The sequence below is a fragment of the Wolbachia pipientis genome (assembly GCF_030373985.1).
Classification (GTDB): domain Bacteria; phylum Pseudomonadota; class Alphaproteobacteria; order Rickettsiales; family Anaplasmataceae; genus Wolbachia; species Wolbachia pipientis_D.
Genome location: NZ_JAUCRB010000002.1, coordinates 89,471 through 109,164, shown reverse-complemented (window position 1 = coordinate 109,164; position 19,694 = coordinate 89,471). Strand labels below are relative to the sequence as shown.

The following is a 19,694-nucleotide window of genomic DNA, read 5'->3' as shown; positions in this document are numbered from 1 at the left end:
GAAATTCACTAAGTGAAAAAAAGGCAAAAAAAGCCCTAGTCACTGTCTATTTTCAGTATTGGCGTTTTTTAAATCTTAAATGTTGCAATTTAGCTGCTTTTAAACTGCAACTAACCTTAGCTTAAATATTTAAGAAATTTACTAAACAAAGAAAAGACAAAAAAACCCGCAGTAGCTAATTATTAACTCTTTATTTTAAAATTGACGTTGGTGATGTCTTGAATGCTTTATAAGCGCGTTCCAGCTTTTATAGGTAAAAACCTAGAATTTTATAAAGATATACGGTGGACATAGTGCAAAAATTAAACAATAGTACGCCAAATACAAGTTTTCTTGTCCTTTTAATCTGCACAGATTGGGAAGTTAAATAATAGCTTCACTATTGTGATAAGTGAGCTGGCAAGATTTGTCAAAGAATTTTTGCCTTTCTCTCAGCTACCTGAGTCATTGTTATCGCACTGCCGAATTGTTATGCAAGAAGTCTATTCTCTATAGCAAAATCTCTGGCCAGAAATAATGAACCACAAATCAGTATGGTTTTGACGTTTTGAATAGGAGCTTTTAGTATGTGGTTTAATATGGCATCGCCAATTGATTCACATTCAGTAGCATTTATTCCTATATTATTGGCTCTCTCTCTAATTAAATCTGTGTTTGTTGCTTTAGGTTCAGACTTAACACAAACCGCACATAATAACTTGGTATATGGTTTTAGATGTTCCAAAAATTCTTCTACATTTCTGTTACGAGTAACACCAAAAATCATATAGATACCTTCAGCAAAATTATTTTTTACCCACGCAGCTAATACTCTGGCACCGTCATTATTGTGTGCACCATCTAAAAATAATTGCCAATCTTTTGGTAATAAAGAAATTAAATGGCCCCCTTTTATAAGCTCTAGTCGTGCAGGCCAGTAGGTATGTTGTAAACCTGAAGTGATATCCTCCTCTCCAATATCAAATCCATACTTTCCACTCAAAATGCTACATGCTGCAATGGCGTTTCCTGCATTAATTATCTGATGATCGCCCTTTAAAGATAGCAAAGGAAATTCTATTGATTGAATAGCTGATTGAAAAATCATTTTGCTATTCTGTTTTTTGCAATTCCACTCAAGCCCCCCTCTATATAAAGGAGATTTCTTATTTATTGCATAGTGCTCTAGCGTATTCATTATAGATTTTTCTTGTGGTGCTACTACACAAGGAACATTGTGTTTCATTATCCCGGCCTTTTCACCTGCTATGGTTTCTACAGTAGAGCCAAGATATTCCGTATGGTCAAGTGCAATGGAAGTGATGATTGTTAAAATTGGATTATCTATAACATTTGTTGCGTCGAGCCTTCCACCCATACCCACCTCGATTAAAGTGACATCAGCTTTATGACGAGCAAAAGCTAAGAAAGCTACAACAGTTGCAGTTTCAAACAAAGTGATTGGCTGATCTGCAATTGCAGTACGGCATTCTTCCAATAAGTTATATAATTCATTGTCGTCGATATAATCGCCTGCAATAACTATTCTCTCGTTAAACTTTACTAAATGTGGGGAAGTGTATGTGTGAACCTTATACCCTGCTGCTTGCAGCATGTACCTTATAAATGACAATGTTGAGCCTTTTCCATTAGTTCCAGCTATGTGAATTGCGGGAGGCATTTTTCTCTCGGGATTTCCTAATATATTTAGGAAACTTTTTATGCGCTCAAGAGAAAAATCCTTTGGCTTTCTACCAAGCGGCTTAGGCCAATGAGGCATGTATATCATAGATTGTTATTACATTTTAATTCTCTTGTAACACTCGCTATACCATATGTATCAATTTTCTCGCTGAATTGAGAACGTTGATTAATAGAAATGCTTATCCCATTCATTATAACATCACTTATTAAGAAAGAATTGCCATTTTTAGTAACCTTGAAATCAATATTTGTAAATTCTTCGTTGCCGTAAGAAAATCTTGTACTAATCAAGCAAGTTTCGTCATTAACCGCTTCCGAGCTCATTATAATCATTTCACTATTATTCATGTACTTATATAAAATTTTAACGCACAAACGCGTAAGATACATCTCATACTCTCTTAAGAAGCCTTCTCTTTCTTCCTTATTAATCAAAGCCCAGTGTTTTCCCATAATGAATCGAGATATTTCTTTGAGGTTAACATTATTTTGAATGATCTCCTGAAGCTTTTTATATACATATTCTCGATTTTTTTTATTCTCCTTTGCAGACACGCTACCTGCTTGTTGTTTCATAGCATGCATAAAAATTTTGTGACCTGCACAACTAGTGTAGGCACTTGAAGAAAGTGCAACAAAAACAGCAAAGATTAAAACTTTAGTAATACTCATAATATATATTTATTGACTTTAATACTTAAAATGCAAAGTTTAATAAAAGTTGAATAATAGTTAGTTTTACTTTAACTGTAATATACCTATAGACATGACATATGTAAACAGTTATAATTATAAGGGTCTGTTCTATACGTTATGAGTTAAGTTAAGTTTCCCGAGCGATAATTTCTAGTCAAGGGAATTGCTTCTATTAATTTCAATGAAATTAGTGTGTGATGCCCACCTTAACTTCAGGTCTCAGGAATCTACTAAGGCTAACGGTAGATACGGATCCCATTCCAGTTAGTTTAAATTTATGCTCCACCAATATAAAGAACAAGATACTTTTCTCTGTTCACCTAATGAAGTATTTCAGGTTGTAATTGATGTTGAGAAATACCCTGATTTTGTTCCTTGGTGCAAAGCTGTTTATATAAAAGAAAAAATTGATAGCCAAATGGTTGTGGATCTCCTGGCAGCTTTTCATGGGATTAAAGGAAGATATACATCAGAAGTAACCTTTCTTTCTCCAAGTGAGACAAATGAAGGTTGGATAAAAGCTGTATCATCAAATGGAATATTTAAACACTTATATAGTGAATGGAAATTTATCTCTATAGGTGAAAGTGAAACTATGGTAGAGTTTTGTATAGAGTTTGAGTTTAAATCCAGCTCGTTTTCTACTTTACTAAATTCAGTATATAAATACACACAAAGTAAAGTAATCGCTGCATTCAAAGATAGAGTTGAAAGTTTAGCTGAGTGAAAAGTTATCTTGACATTATTAGTATAAATATGTTACTTCTTTAGTAAATTAAGAGTTTATGATATAATGACCTTTAGACTATTGCTTTTACTAATTTTTATAAGTTTTAATTCTTATGCAGTTGTTGAGCAGGACTCGTCCAACAATCAATACACTCAAAAAATTGATGAAATAACACTAAAAGAACTACTATCACCATTACCTGATGATAAATTATTAGGAGACCCCCAAGCGCCAATCCTAATGATAGAATATGCTTCGCTCACTTGTTACCACTGTTCTCTTTTTCATAAGGAAGTTTTTCCTAAAATTAAAAAAAAATATATAGATACAGGCAAAATGCTATATATATTTCGTCATTTTCCTTTAGATTATAGAGGCCTAAAGGCAGCAATGCTGAGCTATTGCTACGAAAAAGAAGAAGATTATTTTAATTTTAACAAAGCTGTTTTTAATTCAATAGACTCGTGGAGCTACTCTAACTTAAGCGATTTAACTGTATTGCAGAAAATTGCTTTGCTAAGTAACTTAACGAAAGAAAAATTTGAACACTGCATCAGTGAAAAGAAGAACAAGGAAGTGTTTGATAAAATTATAAATGATAAATCACTGGCAATAAATAAGCTTGGTATTATGGCCACCCCAATATTTTTCATCAAGCTTAACAACGGTGAATTGTATGCAGAGCATAATAAAATTAAACACGAGGGGTATAGAACGCTAGAATACTTTACTAATGTAATAGATAAACTATATATGAAAAAGCTATAGTGAAATAATACCACTGTAGCTTATCACACAAAAGACCCTATGCTGAGCCATCATTTTTCATCACTGTTTGTTGTTTTTTACGCTCAAATTCTCTCTTTTTACTGTGCCAAGTGTAGTAATACATAGCAATCTTATTCTCTATTAATATTATTGTTCCATCATAAAACTGAACCATGTCCATAACTTTCCTCTGGGCTTCATCAAAACGTTCCCTATACTTTTCACGATAAGCTGGGTTATTTAGTAATGTAACCCCTTCATCTTTGCTAGATTTTTTGCTTAGCGTTTCAACCCCACCAGTAATATTATAAGACATATAACCCCCCTCTCATTGATTATGAAAATTATATTTTAACAAAGGGAAATGCTTATGAGCAGTCCCTCTAATTTTAGTATGATAATTGATCAATTATTATACTAGTTAATTATGATATTACATATAATAATTTTTGTCACTTAAAATTTTACGCTGTAAGATAACCACCTAAAACAAATGTTTTTACTATTTCGAGCTAACATTTATAAACTTTATGTAAACTAAACCTTTCTATAATATGAGACATGGCACGTAGTAACTCTAGTAAGAAATTATCATACATAAGAGATTTATTTGCAAAGGAATATAAAAAAATAGAGGAGTACTGTATTCTTAAAAAAAAGAAACATATTCAAATTAGCGCTGAAGAAGGAAAGCTGTTAAGTCTATTTATAAAAATTCATAAAGTAAGAAGCATCGTTGAAGTTGGCACGTTATACGGTTATTCATCAATTTGTATGGCAAAAGCTCTACCTGAGTATGGCCATATATACACAATAGAAAACGATCCTGAACACTTGAGTATAGCAAAAAGAAATTTTAGTATTTTTAATTTGAACAATAAAATTACTTTAATAGAAGGTAACGCATTGGAAAAGTTGAATGAGCTATCAGCGAAAGCGCCATTTGACATGATATTTATCGACGCTAATAAGAGCGGCTATCCTCAATATTTAGATTGGGCAGAGTTATACATTAAACAAGACGGGCTAATTGTTGCAGATAATACTCTATTGTTTAATACAGTATTTTTGGAATCACCTCCAGAAGAAGTATCGGAGGAATCATGGTACGCTATGAGAGGATTCAATTACAGATTATCAGACGAAAAAAGATATTACTCTATATTGATTCCAACTGATGAAGGGATGACTGTAGCTTTAAAGCTAACATGAGTTAAAAATCAAAGTTGGCATAATGCTGAGGAGGAGTTAAACCAAGAACCCTCTCTAACAACATCTCACGAAAACAAGGCCTTGACTTAACAATAGAATACCATTCTTTTAAAATTTTACTCCTTTCCCATGGAAAACTATTTACGTAGTCCATTACAGAAATATGTGATGCTAAAGTAATGTCAGCCAAAGTGAATCTATCGGTTGCAAGCCAAATATTTTTGCTAATTAAGTACTCAATATATTCCACATGACAAGACAGGTTATGCTGAGCTGCGTGAAGATACCTAGAGTCAGGACTGCGATTAATTATCACTTTCTCATTTATGATATACTTAGTAACTTCATTATAAAATTTATTATCAAACCAGTTAATCAAAGCACGTATTTTAGACTTAACAACAGTAGAGGAATCCAGCAGTTTGATATCGTTGTTGTAAGTTTCTTCTAGATATTCACAAATAGCGTTACTGTCTGCTATAACAAAATTATTATCTATAAGCACTGGTACCTGTCCAGTTGGGTTAATTTTCATAAACTCATTCCGCTTCTCCCACGGGTTTTCGTATACTAAATCACAACTCAACTTTTTTTCCTTTAGAAGAGCTCTAACTTTTCGTGAAAATGGACAAAGAGGGAAATAATATAAAATCATAATTGATTTCTATAAGTAATCTATGCAACCTCAATTAATCATAAACCAAAGTAGGATATACCTTGCTAAATAAAAAAAAAAGTATAATATTTTATAAGGTATGCAGGCAAAAACTCTGTAACTTGGTCAGATCAGAAATGAAGCAGCCATATCAGAATCTTTTTGGGTTGCATACCTACTTTCATTGTTGTTTTATTCTAGACTATGAACATAGCATTAAAATATCGTCCTGGCAGCTTCAAAGATCTAGTAGGTCAAGATATATTAGTGCGTATATTAGAAAATGCTTTTACTCTCAACAAAATCCCACAATCTATACTGCTCTCTGGTAGCAGTGGAGTTGGTAAAACTACCACAGCAAGAGTAATAGCTTTATGTTTGAACTGCTCCTTGGGACCAACTTTTGAGCCTTGTGGATCATGTGAAAATTGTCTGGCGATAAAAAGTTCAAGTCATCCAGATGTGATTGAAATCGATGCGGCAAGTCACACTAGCGTTGAAGATATCAAAGTAATCCTAGGAGACATTTGCTATTCACCTATAAGTTCCAAATTCAAAGTTTACATTATAGATGAAGTACACATGTTATCTAGCAGTGCATTCAATGCGTTACTTAAAACTCTAGAAGAACCACCATCTAGTGTAAAGTTTATTTTGGCAACTACAGAAATAAAAAAGATACCAATAACTATCATCGCGCGTTGTCAAAGGTTTGATTTGCATAACATTCCTGCAGCTAAAATAGTAGAGCGTTTGAATGACATTGCACAAAAAGAAAATTATCTCATTGAAAATAGGGCATCAGAATTAATTGCACGTCACTCTGGTAATTCAATGCGTAACGCCTTATTTTTGATGAATCAAGCAGTGCTATATAGCAAAGGTGGTGTAATATCTGCTGAAAGCGTGACAGACATACTTGGTCTAGTGGATAAAGACATTATATTTGATCTACTGAAAGTAATGCTAGATGGTGATTTACAGAGGGCTTTATTGGTATTTGACAAAGCGGTTAAGGCAGCAAACCCACTTAGTATTTTTGAAGGTCTACTGCAAACAATCCAATTAATATGCCGTTTTTTGATTACAAAAGAGGTTGATAGTTCAGTTACGGAATGTGAAAAGAACAGGATAAAAGATTTAAGTGCAAAGAAGTCTTTAATATTTTTCTCAAGATTGTGGAAGGTGTTGCTCAAGGGAGTTCAAGATATAAAAGCCTCAACATGCAATGACGTTGCTGCTGAAATGATATTAATTAGCCTCTGTTATCTTTCCGATTTACCTTCTCCGGAGCAAGTAGTCAAAAAAGTTCTTGCACAGAATACACAGCAAAGGAATATGCGTAACACAGAGAGCACACAGCAAGAAAATTACGATTTTGATAAAATTCTGCAACTATTACGACAGAATAACCAAATTTATCTTTACAAACAACTATGTAGTAACCTACAATTAGTGGACTGCAAACCTGGATATTTAAGGTTAAAAGCTGTATCTCAACTAAGTAGTAATTTTTGTAATGATTTAAAAAATTACTTAAATCGAGCCACTAGACAAGAATGGGTTGTTATAGTTGATGCGGGTTATATAAACAGGGGGACAAGTGACCTAAGTTATGTACCTGTAGTCAAGGATATACTTAATACATTTAAGGGTGCAAAGGTAGTTAATATAGAAAACAAGGAGTAAGTTGTGGATTTTAGTCAAATAATGAAGCAAGCACAAGAAATACAAAAAAAGCTTGCAGAAGCTCAAGAAAAGTATATTGGTAAAGGATTCCAAGGTATTTCTGGTGGTGGTAAAGTTTCTGTATTAGTAGAAGTTGTAAAAATAGGTAGCTATAAAGCCAAGAAGGTAAACATAGACTTAGAGCTTATGAGAAATGAGGAGAAAGATATAGTAGAAGATTTAGTAACAGCAGCGTTCAACGATGCTATTAAAAAAGCAGAGGAAGACATGGCAAATGCAACCTCTGATCTTGCTGGTATGATGGGGTTACCACCTGGATTTAAACTGCCTTTTTAAGTTTTTCTGTATTGTTAACTAGGTTCCTGGTATTTTGGCACTAGCATTGTTTGATATAGTGCATCTGCAACATTATTAAAGATGGAAGGAGCTGTGGCAGTTAGGGTGCTGAGCAGAGTAAAGAAATACTAGAGTCGGAAGAAAATACTAAGGGTAAAAAGTCATATAATTCTATTGTTTATTAACAAAATCTTTATCCCCTAAAAAATTGGTTTAAATGCAAAATATTTTGTGTTATTAAGTTAGTACTTGACTTAACTTTAGTTTTTACTTAAATAGCTAGAGTGGAGTTTTAATTTTTTTTACGAGGACAATTATGCATTATAAAAAGTTTTTTTCAGCAACCGCTTTAGTGACGTTGCTAAGTTTATCAAGCTCTGCTTTTTCAGATCCTATTGGTCCAATAGCTGACGAAGAAACTAGCTACTATGTTCGCTTACAGTACAATGGTGAAGTGTTACCTTTCAAAACAAAAATTGATGGCATAGCGCATAAAACAGGTAAAGACTACGATAGTCCCTTAAAGGCGTCTTTTATTGCTGGTGGTGGTGCATTTGGTTATAAAATGGATGATATCAGAGTTGATGTTGAAGGGCTTTACTCACAGTTGAGTAAAGATACAGAGGTAATAGATGTCGCTGCAGCTTCGGGTATGGCAGATAGTTTATCAGTAATAACAGGATTGGTTAATGTATATTACGATGTAGCAATTGAAGATATGCCTATCACTCCATATGTTGGTGCTGGTGTTGGTGCAGCGTATGTCAAAAATCCTTTGGGTACTCCTGTTGAAAATCAGAAACGTGGGTTCGGTTTTGCTTATCAAGCAAAGGCTGGTGTTAGCTATGATGTAACTCCAGAAATCAAGCTTTTTGCTGGGGCTCGCTATTTCGGTTCTTGTGGTACTCACTTTGATAAGGCAGTTAAAGACGATGACAAAATCAAAGTTCTTTACAGCACTATTGGTGCAGAAGCTGGAGTAGCGTTTAATTTCTAGTCTGTCTTGCAACTCTTCTTATCATCCCAGTTCTGTCGCCAAAATTATTGACACTGGGGTCTAGAAAAAAAGAAATGTGGATTCCAGTGTTTTTACGCACTGGAATAACATCATTTGCTATGTAGGTTGTCTTGGTTTATGCAGCTATACGTTATGCACTGGTAGTCAGTTTGAAGCATCTAAGGCTTCAGTTGGATGCAGGGATATACAATAAGTTATGCTTTCTTTCAAATTAAAGCTTGAGTTTTTACTAGAAAATCAGTACATTATATGCATGGAGTTTTAATTTAAGTTGTTATGTTAACCCCAATGGTAAATTTATCTGTTAATAGTAGCACTAATCTCATGCAGTATATTGTTGAAGTGCGAAAGTTTCCTATGTTATCTCAAGAGGAAGAGGTGCAGTTAGCAAAAAATTGGCACCAATGCAAAGATGTTTCTTCTGCTCATAAATTGATTACCAGCCATTTGAATTTGGTAGTGAAAATTGCTATGAAGTTTAAAAACTATGGACTACTGTTGATGGACCTGATCATGGAAGGAAATATGGGTTTAATGCATGCAGTAAAAAAGTTTAATCCTGATTTGGGATTCCGCTTTTCAACTTATGCGGTGTGGTGGATTGAAGCTTCAATAAAAGACTTCATATTGAAATCTTGGTCGTTTGTAAAAATAGGCACAACGCAAGCACAAAGAAGGTTATTTTTTAGTTTGCGCAAAATAAAAAAAAGAATTTTACGATATACAAACAGAGAAACTTTAAACAATGAAGAAATAAAAGCAATATCTAATGAACTTTCTGTATCTGAAGGGGACATTGTACAAATGAATTATCGTCTGGCTTGTAAGGATCAGTCGCTAAATAATTGTATAAAGATAGGTGACGACTCTAAAAAGGAGTTACAAGATGTGATCCCGTGTAACTCGGTCGATCAAGAAATAAGCTATCAGAATCATGAAGAGAAAGAATTAAAAGAAATAATTTTGAACAATGCGTTAGCAAGCCTTAATGAAAGGTCGAGAGATATTTTTATTAGCAGATATTTGTCTGAAAATACTCAAACTCTGGATGAGCTTAGTAAAAAATATGGTGTTTCAAGAGAAAGAATAAGGCAGTTGGCTGAGCAATCGATGAGTCAGGTAAAACAATATATACAATCGGAGAGTTTAAAATTTGGTTTGCATGCGTAGGTTTCTTGTATTTCTAATATTTCTTTCAGTAGGCGCTCTTGCATCTGTTAGTGATGTGCAACTGAAGGAAAAATATAAAGACTGGCTTGTGTATACTGCATTAGAAGATGGAGAGAAGGTGTGTTACATCGTATCTTACCCTAAGAAAAAAAGTGAGCATTATACAGCTGACCGCAAGCCGTATGTAATGGTCAGTTATGTTGATAAAAAAGCCGATGAAGTAAGTGTCACTTCTGGCTTTCAGTATGATAAGGAGCCTGTAGTTCTCAATATCGATAAAAAAGTTAAATACACATTACCAATAATGCAGGGAAGTCTTGCGTGGGCAGAGCATACAAAAACAGACCAAGATTTAATCCTCAAGATGAAGCAAGGATTATTAATGGTAGTTAATGGAAAGATAGAAACAACAACTGTCGATGATACTTATTCCCTACTTGGTTTTAAAAAGGCGTACCAAAAAATGCACGATTTGTGCCATACAAGGTAAACTAAATTTATTCAACCTATGCAAGTAAAGCTTGATGAATGTTTTCCATTATATCGCTGCGGGCAATCATTTTTTCTTCACCTGTATCCATGTCTTTAATCTTCAAAGTCTTGCTGCTCAACTCTTCATCACCAAAAATTAACGCAGCCTTAGCATTTGCTTGATTTGCTTTTCTCATTCGGGTTTTAAGCGTTACGTTATATTCATAGATTACATATAAACCACTTCTACGTAGCTCATTTGCAAGTGTTAAAGCACATTCTTCAGCTTTTTCTCCAATAGGAATTAGACAAATGGGTCCCTCTTCTTTTGGAGTATAATTAATTAATTCCATTATGCGCTCAATACCTCCTGCAAATCCTATCGCTGGAGTGTGTTTTCCACCTACTGAAGATACTAGATTATCATATCTTCCCCCTGCAAATACTGCTCCTTTGCTACCCAAATCTTCTGTAACAAACTCAAACACTGTGTGGCAATAATAGTCTAGACCACGGACTAGTTTATTGTTTACGGTATAAGGTATATCAAGTATTGCTAATCCTTTTAGTATTTGTTCAAAGAAATCTGAGGACTCTTTAGTATAATAATCATTGATTTTAGGTGCATCAGAAATTATTTCTTTATCTGCCTTGTCTTTGGAATCCAATATTCTGAGTGGGTTTTTAATCAATCTATTTTGGCTATCTTCTGATAGGTCATTTTGAAACTTTTTGAAATATGATATCAAAGCCTCTCTATATTTGGTTATTGTTTCACTATCACTCAAAGAATTAATTTCCAGCCTTACGTTCTTGTTGATACCAAATTCAGTTAGCAGGTGTTGAGCGAGTGATATCAACTCAATATCAGCTTTTGGATCCTCGATACCAAAAACTTCAAAATTTATTTGGTGAAACTGCCTTTGTCGTCCCTTTTGTGGTCTTTCATAGCGAAATGCAGGTCCTGTTGAAAACAATCTTATCGGTGTTTGTAGTTTTTTTTCAATCAATAGCCTGACAACTGCTGCAGTGAACTCAGGACGTAGAGTTATGCTCTTTCCTCCTTTATCGTTAAAGGTGTACATTTCTTTATTGATGATGTCTGAACTATCACCCAAAGTCTTTGTGAAGACTTCCGTGTACTCAAATATTGGGGTTTGAACGGGTAAAAAGCCATATAAATTTGAGATCCTGTTTGCCTTTTGTTGGATATATTGAAATTTATGCCATTCATCGAACAGGAGATCTTTTGTGCCTCTAACTGTTTGATTAGTCATAGTGTAGTCTCTATACCTGAAACTTCTGGTATGTGATAGCACAGCATATTTTGCACTCCTTGCTTGAGGGTCATTGCAGCGCTTGGACATCCAGAACAAGCTCCTTGCAGCTCAACATAAACTATCCCATCTTTGTAGCCACGAAATTTGATATCACCACCGTCTTGAGCAACTGCAGGTTTGATATAACTTTCCATCAATTCTTTTATTCTATTTACAATTTCTATATCATTTTCATCAAAAAATTCTTCTTTCGGCATGTTATTATCATTTACTCCTTCTTTATCTAGCGCTTTTCCGCCTGAGGTAAAGTGATCCATAATCGTAGTTAAGGTTTCCACTTTTAGTATATCCCAATTAATTCCATCCGATTTTGTTACTGAAATAAAATCATGACCGAAAAATACTCTCACTACATGTTCTATTCGAAAGAGATTTGCTGCTAATTTAGAATTTTTTATTTCATCTGCACTTGAAAAACCAGCAGTTTCCCCCTCGTTTAAAATTGCAAACCCAGGAAGAAATTTTAGAGTGTTCGGGTTTGGTGTTTCTTCAATTTGAATGAACATGTTGTTTACCATGACGACTATAATTGTTACTATTTAATCACAAAATGATAAAAAAATATACATGTCATTCATTTTTTTTCTTTTTTTAACATTCATAGTAATTATATTTGTTTTGTCTAGCGTTGTTGTATTTTTTCTCTTCCTGGTAAAAAAAAATAACATAAGTTTTATGATGAACTCTATACTAAGTAAATTTTTGAATGAATTTGATGGTAGTAAAAGTTATACTAAAAATTACACTGATGGCCACATGTCCAAAGATGAGGCACTAAAAATATTGGGGCTGAAGCCTGAAGCAAGCAAAAATGAAATCAATAAAGCGTACCAAAATTTGATTAAATTAGTTCATCCAGATAAAGGAGGCTCAGAATATTTTGCACAAAAGCTAAATGCAGCACGTGACAGGTTATTGAAGAATTAATAACAACTTCTTAAATTCTAACCATTAGAAATTTTTTTGGTTTTCATATAAACTTTACTAGCACATACTCAAGTTAGTAGAAAAACCTTACCTTTACTAATAATAGATTACTTGCCAATTGGATAATCACCAGTGAAACAAGCATCGCAGTATTGCGGTGCTATGTTATTGCGCTTCTCTTCCTTAACAGCCTGATATAGCCCATCAATGCTTAGGAAGGTCAGGCTATTCACTCCTATACTTGTCTCTATTTCTTTTATGGACCAATTTGCAGCAATTAAATCCTTGCACTCTGGTGTGTCAATTCCGTAAAAACAAGAGTACTTAATCGGTGGGCTTGAAATTTTTAGGTGAATTTCTTTTACTCCTGCAGCTTTTAGCATGACTATTATGCTTCTGAGTGTACTACCACGTACTATACTGTCATCTATCAAAACTATGTTTTTACCCTTTAAAATGTGCTTATTAGCATTGAATTTTAATTTTATTCTAACTTTACGTACTTCAGCTGTTGGTTGTATAAAAGTTCTTCCTATATAATGATTACGAATTATCCCCAGTTCCATAAGTAACCCTGAATGTTTTGCATATCCAATAGCTGCAGGTATTCCAGAGTCAGGTATCGGTACCACCATATCCACATTGTTTTTTGGTGGACTTTCCTCTGCAAGTGTTCTTCCTATTTCTTTTCTTATATCATATATAGAACTATTCTCCATTACACTGTCCGGCCTTGAAAAATAAACGTATTCAAAAACACAAAAGCTTGATTTTTGCTGCGAAAAAGGAAATGCTGATGTTAGGTTACCGTTTCGATCAATAGTGACTAGTTCACCTAGTTTTATTTCTCTAACAAACTCTGCATTTACTATATCAAAAGCACAAGTTTCAGATGCGAGCACGTAAGAACCGTTCAACTTTCCTAAAACAAGAGGTCTGATCCCTGCTGCATCGCGCACTCCAATAACTACTTCTTGGTTGATTGCAACAAAAGAATAAGCGCCTTGTATTTGCTTTAATGCAGATATAAAACTTTCCAGAAAGCTGTCTTTTGTATTGGTTTCTATCAAATGTACTACCACCTCTGTATCAATATCTGATTGAAAAACGCATCCCTGTTTAATTAACCGCTCGCGTATTGGAGAAGTGTTAATTAAATTACCATTGTGCGCTATAGCAAAACCTCCAAATTTGTTGCTTTTGCCAAACATTGGCTGCGCTCCAGATCTACTACCACTTGTTGAATATCGAACGTGGCCTATTGCATAATCTCCGGGCAGGGATTTCTTTATTTCATTTATGTCATCAAGCATACCGCTCACTTGACCTTGAAAATGATAAAAATGCAACTTACCGTTTTTACTCGTTGCTACACCAAAAGATTCTTGACCTCTATGCTGCAAAGCATGAAGACCTAATATAGAGTTAAAAGCAGCATTCTTATTGGGGCTTATACCAAATACTCCGCACTCTTCGTGCATTTCATCGAGCATAAAAACTATGAGTAAAGTTTAATTTTACTTTAGCATAGATTAATGTACAAGCATTTTATTTACTAATTGCTTTCAAAACTGAGTTTTTTGCAGCAATTTTGATGCAAGCACCTAAAAAAAAGGATGGTGTAGCTACTTTCTTGTCATACCAGCGCTCCTATGATGTCTAACACTGGTTCCTTTATGACGGTGTCATGCAAGTAACTGCACTGGCATCTAGTCTTTCCATAATCATCAAAACGTTGTATTTTAACATAAAACAGCTACTTTTATACTCGCCAACTTCATAAAATCTCTGGATCTCAGTGCTGGCTACTTGGATGACACCTCCTTGCCAAGTTCATGAGCCGCTTTAGCTATAAATATTTAAGAAATTTATCAAGCGGGGAAAAAGGCAAAAGAAACCCCATGGCAGCTAGTTATCCACTATCATTTTACCAGTTGGCATTTTTTAATGTCTTTAAGCGCCTGAATAAGAGTGATTTACAACACTAGCTGGTAATGTAGACAATAATGTAAAGGACATGAGATGTACATAGCGCAAAAAATTAAACATGATACGCCAGGCATACTGAGCTTTCTTGTCATTTAATCTGTACAGAGAAGACAAATAATTAGCTTCAGTTTCATTATAAGAGGATTGACGTGGGTTATCAAGTAATTTTTAGTTTTGTTTTGGCTCCCTGTTTTCAAATCATAATGTTTGTTTGCTTGACCTAAGATCTAGGAGCTTTTAAACTGAACTCTATATAGTGTTAAAAATGATAGGAAGCCTAAGCGGAATAGTCGATGAAGTGCGCAGCGATCACATAGTTCTGAATGTGAGTGATGTTGGCTATATAGTGCACCTTTCAGCCAAAGCTTTAAATGCATGCTCTACCGGTAGTAGAATAAAATTACTTATCGAAACTTATGCAAATAATAGAGAAAACATTACTCAGCTATATGGTTTTATAAGTAAAGAAGAACAGCGGTGCTTACGTTTATTAGTTAAAGTAAGCGGCGTTAGCTATAAAACTGCAATGTCAATTTTGAGCAAACTAACACCAGAGCAGTTGTTTTTAGCAATTGCAAATGAAGATAAAGTAACACTCAAGATGAGCGGACTCGGGCCAAAACTCATAAATCGAATTATCACCGAATTAAATAGTAAAGTGAGTAAATTAGGGGTAAATAACAATGATTTTTGTCCCATCAAAGAAGATGCGATTTCAGCTTTGATCAATCTTGGATATGAAAAAATGAAAGCCTATGATACTATAAAAAAAATACAGGACGAATCACCAAATCTCGAAACTAAGGATATTATTCGCGCAGCACTTAAGGAGCTTTCAACATTATGAAATCAATATCATGCAGTAAAAAATACGCTGAAGACGTACGTAACTTAAGCTTTAGACCTGAGCAACTTAATGATTTTGTTGGACAAAAAGACTTAATACAAAATTTAAAGGTGTTTATAAACGCTGCGCAGACGAGAACTGAAGCTTTAGATCATGTTTTATTATACGGCCCTCCAGGACTTGGCAAAACAACTTTAGCACAAATTGTCTCTAAGGAGTTAAGGGTTAGCTTTCGCGCAACTTCTGGTCCTTTACTTAGTAAAGCTGGAGACTTGGCTGCAGTGCTCACCACTTTAAATGCAAAAGATGTCTTATTTATCGACGAAATTCATAGATTAAATCGTAACATTGAAGAAGTTTTATACACCGCCATGGAGGATTTTTGCCTGGACATATTAGTAGGTGAAGGCCCATCTACTCGAACTTTAAGGATGGATTTACCACCATTTACGTTAATTGGAGCAACCACACGGCTTGGGTTGCTTTCTGCACCGCTTAGGGATCGTTTTGGCATTCCTTTGCACCTTGAATTTTATTCTTGTGAGGAATTGGTTGACATTATAAAAAGAGGTGCAAAAATTCTTTCTGCCAGAATCGAAGAAAATGCTGTGCAGGAAATTGCCTATCGTGCGCGTGGCACTCCAAGGATTGCCTTGAGATTACTAAGAAGAATAAGAGACTTCATTGAAGTAAAAGATAGTAAAAAAATTACCTATGAAATTGCCGGTTTTGCGCTATCAAAGTTGGGCATAGATAAGATGGGGTTAAACAAGTTAGATATGGACTATCTAAGATTTTTATTCAACACCTCAGGACCTGTTGGAATTGACACTATATCTATTGCGCTATCTGAGGATGCCGGCAATATTGAAGAAACAGTAGAACCTTATTTAATCAAAATTAGTTTTGTAAAGCGCACACCAAGAGGACGTGTTCTAACTGATCAAGCAAAGGAGTATTTGAGCCTTCGATATTAAGAAGCTTTTCTAACATAATTATATATTAGCTTATTGGTATAATACTATATTTTAGTTGTATTAATGATGATGGAGGGGCATATATTAGGCAGGTTTTTTAGAAAGTTATTGAAAGTTATAACTTTTGGATTATATGATAAAAGTATAGCTGGAAGCCCTTATGCAATTATAGCGGAAGGGCTTGCTAGCAATAGTTTAGCTTTAAAGTCAAATAAAAAAAGCAAGAAGGGCATCTTATTCTGCTACAGAATAAAGCAAGAACGAGCGATAGTTCTGATACAACTATGCAGAAAAATTGTCTGGTGGTAACTCAGCTTTGAGCGCTCAGGGTATACCTAAATCAACACCAGACGAGAATAAGCGCGGATATGTCGAGTTGGAAAGCGGTGAAGAGTGGAATAAGTTATTTAAGTGACAGAATGATCCTTCTACCAATACCATAAACCCGAGAACCTTTTTCTCCGAAGAAAGGAAAATCTCACTATCATGGCAAAGAGATCGTGGGCAAAATTGCTGACCAAATAAAGCGGAGATATCTAAAGGTATGAAAAATAGTATTATAGGGTCTATAATGATAAAAGAAGCCAAAAGGGAAGGAAATGTTGTTTCTCATTCCATGAGAGTTGTGTTGAATGGTAGTAAAGGAGGAGTAAATATAGCTAAATTTCTGGGTGGTAATATATGTAAAAAGTACAGTGTAAAAGCAATTACATTTTTTCATCCTAATCAAGAAAAAAAGAGAGGAGCATATTGCTATATTTAATGATAATGGAGAAAGAGTTTATGAAATAATTAGTGGATCATATGAAAAGACTTTAAAGTGGTATGTTGATGGAAAAGAATGTTAAATTCGAATTAATGTTGACGGTAAGAATAGTGTAAGGCTCCTTGAAAGCAACAGTGTTACTGAAGAACAGTTATGCACAAATAAAGAAGTAAAACTATGAAAGAGACGTGAACCAAAATTTTACATGAAGCGCTAGCATCGCAATTACAACAAGCGCAATCACAATCAGAAAGTTCTGAAACAGTAAAGTTTTTACTGTGACCTTCAACAAATGTAGAAGATGCGAGTACACCAGAGCAAGATCAAGCTCCTACTGCTCAAATTGAATAGGTAAAACAGTGAAAGTTCATATAAGTTGCTTGCAAATGCAAGTAACTTATACTTTTATAATGAGTAACACAATACTACCAAGAAATTTCTACGAGCGGCCGACCTTAATTGTGTCTGGGGAGTTATTAGGAAAAGTTCTCAAATTTTCCAACTTTAGTGGAGTGATAACTGAAGTTGAAGCCTATATAGGGATGGATGATCCGGCTTGTCACGCAGCAAGAGGCTACACTAATCGAACTTCGGTAATGTTTGGTACACCAGGGTTTTCATACGTGTACATTATATATGGAATGTATTACTGTTTAAATATTGTGACAGAAACAGAAGGATTCCCAGCCGCAGTGTTAATACGTGGATTAAAAATCATTGAACCGTTTGAAGCAAATTTAGATGGACCAGGAATATTGTGCAAAAGATTAAATATCACAAAGGAACACAACAAACGAAACCTCACTATAAGTCACGAATTTTGTGTTTATGAATCTCACCTCAGACCGGATTATATTTGCACCCCAAGAATTGGAATCAGTAAAGGCAAAGAGAAATTTTGGCGATTTAAGATTCTTTAGATCGAACTTTTTGATATCATTCCAGTATGCAACGCTGGAATAATAGAGAGTGATGCAAGAAGATACAGGTTCATTAACTCTCACACTATTTTAATGGAACTTAACAAGTTTATCTATAGTTTTAGTAATAATTCTTGGAGTATCTGGAGAAGTCTCTAAGCTCAGCCTATTTAGTTGCTCTATAGCAAACTCGCTGTTCTCATTTGTTATAAAATCACATAAAATGTTTTCTATATCTTTAGTAATACTTTCATATTTTTTCAAAGGATGACTGTGTGGATACCTATTGATGGTTTTGATGCTGGAATACTCTGCAAAAGCTTGATCCTTAAAAGCAAGTTGTCTCAATTTTTCTTTGAGTTTTACTTCTTCCTCTTGTGCTAAAAGGCAAGACTTTATCAGTGATTTTATAATCGAATTTAACGTCTGATGCATTTCGGAATTTACCACAACATTAATGGTATTTTCTTTTACCATGCAATCATACGTACTTTTTTCACTCTTTAACAACTCTATAAACATTCTGCTGTTTTGTGAATTCAACTCTAAATTTTCTTCACTCATAGGAGTTATTATGAAGGTATTTTTATTTACTCTAATGTTAAATTGTGGAGAGCCCTCAAAAAAAGAAAATGCCACATCCTTAGATTCAAGTGCATTGTTACATGCAGAAAAAAGAGTGTGTGCTATAACGCTGTTTGGTACCTTCATTCTGTGTTTACTCAAGTGATGTAACACATTTTCAACATCACGATATGTAAAGCCTGAACTTTTTAGTAAATCAACAATCTCTATGCCGTTGTGTTGTTTATATTCTATTCTCACTTCTTCTGCAAAAAGTGTTTTGGCTGCTATGTGCTTATCAAGCACTGTGAAAATCTTGATGAAATTCTCTAAATCTTGTTTGTCAACTAGTTCTATACTAATCAAGTCTCTGCTAACAATTGAAATATTTTTTATCATTTTTTCCCACTAAAAAAACTCACTGGATGAATTGTACTTTTAATCCATTAAAAATTGCTTAAGGTGAGCATATTAGTTTTTCATTCGTGCATTGCACGATAATAAAAGCGAAATAAAAGATTACATAAAATCATCATGTGATACAACGTATTCTTCATATTCATCATTACCGCTTATATAGGTTGTGACATCGATGTGATCTTTGCCATTATTCAACATATCATCCAACTTTCCTTCTCTTTCGAGATCCATCAATTTGTTACATCCAGCAATATGTTGTATATAATTGCCGTTTTCATCAGTAATAAAAATTTGTGGAACTGTTCTAACATTATATTTTGATTTTATGTTGTTAAACAAATCTGAGCTTTTGAGTACATTAATTTCTTCATATGTCACACCTTTTTTATCTAGCAAATCTTTTGCTTTTTTGCAGAACGGACAATGCTGCTTTACGTATATTACAACCTTTCCTTTAGCATTTTTCACGATTTGTCTCCGTAGTTTATGAAATACAATTATTATATATAAGAAATA

Annotated in this window: 22 protein-coding genes and 2 other RNA genes; 15 read left to right on the top strand and 9 right to left on the bottom strand. The window is 34.3% G+C overall.

The genetic code is table 11. From position 1 onward, the window contains the following. Positions 1 to 469: 469 nt before the first annotated feature. Together QUS22_RS02330 and QUS22_RS02325 are read right to left on the bottom strand one after the other, a co-directional pair. Positions 470 to 1,768: a bifunctional folylpolyglutamate synthase/dihydrofolate synthase gene (locus QUS22_RS02330; protein WP_289513388.1), complete on the bottom strand. Its 1,299-nt coding sequence runs from the start codon at positions 1,766 to 1,768 to the stop codon at positions 470 to 472. After that, positions 1,765 to 2,355 (bottom strand): MlaC/ttg2D family ABC transporter substrate-binding protein, encoded by a 591-nt coding sequence (locus QUS22_RS02325; protein ID WP_289513387.1) that lies wholly within the window; start codon positions 2,353 to 2,355, stop codon positions 1,765 to 1,767. Before QUS22_RS02325 ends, QUS22_RS02330 begins: the two co-directional genes overlap by 4 nt. Positions 2,356 to 2,476: 121 nt before the next feature. Here QUS22_RS02325 and ssrS point away from each other — a divergent pair. The 3 genes from ssrS (at position 2,477) to QUS22_RS02310 (ending at position 3,877) form a co-directional block, all read left to right on the top strand. Beyond that, a non-coding RNA gene (gene ssrS / locus QUS22_RS02320) (6S RNA) lies at positions 2,477 to 2,638 on the top strand. A gap of 18 nt (positions 2,639 to 2,656) precedes the next feature. Continuing rightward, positions 2,657 to 3,106 carry a type II toxin-antitoxin system RatA family toxin gene (locus QUS22_RS02315; protein ID WP_289513386.1) on the top strand — a complete coding sequence of 150 codons (450 nt, stop codon included), beginning with the start codon at positions 2,657 to 2,659 and terminating at the stop codon, positions 3,104 to 3,106. 66 nt (positions 3,107 to 3,172) lie between these two features. Continuing rightward, positions 3,173 to 3,877, top strand: coding sequence for a thioredoxin domain-containing protein (locus QUS22_RS02310; protein ID WP_289513385.1), 705 nt, complete (start codon positions 3,173 to 3,175; stop codon positions 3,875 to 3,877). Positions 3,878 to 3,914: 37 nt separating this feature from the next. On the opposite strand, the gene QUS22_RS02305 is transcribed toward QUS22_RS02310, so the two are convergent. Then, positions 3,915 to 4,193, bottom strand: a complete 279-nt coding sequence (locus QUS22_RS02305) for a DUF2671 domain-containing protein (protein ID WP_289513384.1) — start codon at positions 4,191 to 4,193, stop codon at positions 3,915 to 3,917. 245 nt (positions 4,194 to 4,438) lie between these two features. Here QUS22_RS02305 and QUS22_RS02300 point away from each other — a divergent pair, with 245 nt between their 5' ends. Then, complete coding sequence (locus QUS22_RS02300; RefSeq protein WP_289513383.1) at positions 4,439 to 5,089, top strand: O-methyltransferase; 651 nt, start codon at positions 4,439 to 4,441, stop codon at positions 5,087 to 5,089. Between the two features lies 1 nt (position 5,090). Here the strand turns inward: QUS22_RS02300 and QUS22_RS02295 are convergent, their stop codons facing one another. Further along, on the bottom strand, positions 5,091 to 5,744 hold the full coding sequence (locus QUS22_RS02295) for a glutathione S-transferase family protein (RefSeq protein ID WP_289513382.1): 654 nt from the start codon (positions 5,742 to 5,744) through the stop codon (positions 5,091 to 5,093). A 90-nt stretch (positions 5,745 to 5,834) separates the two neighbouring features. Between QUS22_RS02295 and ffs the strand changes: the two genes are divergently transcribed. The 6 genes from ffs (at position 5,835) to QUS22_RS02265 (ending at position 10,447) form a co-directional block, all read left to right on the top strand. Beyond that, an RNA gene (gene ffs, locus QUS22_RS02290) (signal recognition particle sRNA small type) lies at positions 5,835 to 5,933 on the top strand. A gap of 15 nt (positions 5,934 to 5,948) precedes the next feature. Next, positions 5,949 to 7,433, top strand: coding sequence for a DNA polymerase III subunit gamma/tau (gene dnaX / locus QUS22_RS02285; protein ID WP_289513381.1), 1,485 nt, complete (start codon positions 5,949 to 5,951; stop codon positions 7,431 to 7,433). Between the two features lie 21 nt (positions 7,434 to 7,454). Further along, positions 7,455 to 7,769, top strand: a complete 315-nt coding sequence (locus QUS22_RS02280; protein ID WP_353477724.1) for a YbaB/EbfC family nucleoid-associated protein — start codon at positions 7,455 to 7,457, stop codon at positions 7,767 to 7,769. Between the two features lie 316 nt (positions 7,770 to 8,085). Further along, positions 8,086 to 8,766: a P44/Msp2 family outer membrane protein gene (locus QUS22_RS02275; protein ID WP_289513379.1), complete on the top strand. Its 681-nt coding sequence runs from the start codon at positions 8,086 to 8,088 to the stop codon at positions 8,764 to 8,766. Between the two features lie 297 nt (positions 8,767 to 9,063). After that, positions 9,064 to 9,957, top strand: coding sequence for an RNA polymerase factor sigma-32 (locus QUS22_RS02270; RefSeq protein ID WP_289513378.1), 894 nt, complete (start codon positions 9,064 to 9,066; stop codon positions 9,955 to 9,957). Further along, a complete protein-coding gene (locus tag QUS22_RS02265; protein ID WP_289513377.1) occupies positions 9,950 to 10,447 on the top strand; it encodes an invasion associated locus B family protein in 498 nt (165 codons plus the stop codon). The genes QUS22_RS02270 and QUS22_RS02265 overlap by 8 nt, the downstream gene beginning before the upstream one ends. 16 nt (positions 10,448 to 10,463) lie before the next feature. Here the strand turns inward: QUS22_RS02265 and hisS are convergent, their stop codons facing one another. Then, positions 10,464 to 11,705, bottom strand: coding sequence for a histidine--tRNA ligase (gene hisS, locus QUS22_RS02260; RefSeq protein ID WP_289513376.1), 1,242 nt, complete (start codon positions 11,703 to 11,705; stop codon positions 10,464 to 10,466). Beyond that, complete coding sequence (locus QUS22_RS02255) at positions 11,702 to 12,274, bottom strand: NifU family protein (protein ID WP_289513375.1); 573 nt, start codon at positions 12,272 to 12,274, stop codon at positions 11,702 to 11,704. The genes hisS and QUS22_RS02255 overlap by 4 nt, the downstream gene beginning before the upstream one ends. Before the next feature lie 169 nt (positions 12,275 to 12,443). Between QUS22_RS02255 and QUS22_RS02250 the strand changes: the two genes are divergently transcribed. Further along, on the top strand, positions 12,444 to 12,695 hold the full coding sequence (locus QUS22_RS02250) for a J domain-containing protein (protein WP_289513374.1): 252 nt from the start codon (positions 12,444 to 12,446) through the stop codon (positions 12,693 to 12,695). 107 nt (positions 12,696 to 12,802) lie between these two features. Here the strand turns inward: QUS22_RS02250 and purF are convergent, their stop codons facing one another. Beyond that, positions 12,803 to 14,188, bottom strand: coding sequence for an amidophosphoribosyltransferase (purF, locus tag QUS22_RS02245; RefSeq protein ID WP_289513373.1), 1,386 nt, complete (start codon positions 14,186 to 14,188; stop codon positions 12,803 to 12,805). A 761-nt stretch (positions 14,189 to 14,949) separates the two neighbouring features. Between purF and ruvA the strand changes: the two genes are divergently transcribed. The 4 genes from ruvA (at position 14,950) to QUS22_RS02225 (ending at position 18,194) form a co-directional block, all read left to right on the top strand. Continuing rightward, on the top strand, positions 14,950 to 15,531 hold the full coding sequence (gene ruvA, locus QUS22_RS02240; protein WP_289513372.1) for a Holliday junction branch migration protein RuvA: 582 nt from the start codon (positions 14,950 to 14,952) through the stop codon (positions 15,529 to 15,531). Beyond that, entirely contained in the window at positions 15,528 to 16,508 is a 981-nt protein-coding gene (ruvB, locus tag QUS22_RS02235) for a Holliday junction branch migration DNA helicase RuvB (RefSeq protein ID WP_289513371.1), read from the top strand. The genes ruvA and ruvB overlap by 4 nt, the downstream gene beginning before the upstream one ends. A gap of 544 nt (positions 16,509 to 17,052) precedes the next feature. Next, positions 17,053 to 17,271, top strand: a complete 219-nt coding sequence (locus QUS22_RS02230) for a hypothetical protein (RefSeq protein WP_289513370.1) — start codon at positions 17,053 to 17,055, stop codon at positions 17,269 to 17,271. A gap of 413 nt (positions 17,272 to 17,684) precedes the next feature. After that, positions 17,685 to 18,194: a DNA-3-methyladenine glycosylase gene (locus QUS22_RS02225; RefSeq protein ID WP_289513369.1), complete on the top strand. Its 510-nt coding sequence runs from the start codon at positions 17,685 to 17,687 to the stop codon at positions 18,192 to 18,194. Positions 18,195 to 18,284: 90 nt separating this feature from the next. Here the strand turns inward: QUS22_RS02225 and QUS22_RS02220 are convergent, their stop codons facing one another. Then, the gene (locus QUS22_RS02220; RefSeq protein ID WP_289513368.1) at positions 18,285 to 19,157 is read right to left on the bottom strand and encodes a hypothetical protein; all 873 of its coding nucleotides are present in this window, start codon (positions 19,155 to 19,157) and stop codon (positions 18,285 to 18,287) included. Between the two features lie 120 nt (positions 19,158 to 19,277). Beyond that, on the bottom strand, positions 19,278 to 19,646 hold the full coding sequence (locus QUS22_RS02215) for a glutaredoxin domain-containing protein (RefSeq protein ID WP_289513367.1): 369 nt from the start codon (positions 19,644 to 19,646) through the stop codon (positions 19,278 to 19,280). Between the last annotated feature and the right edge of the window lie 48 nt (positions 19,647 to 19,694).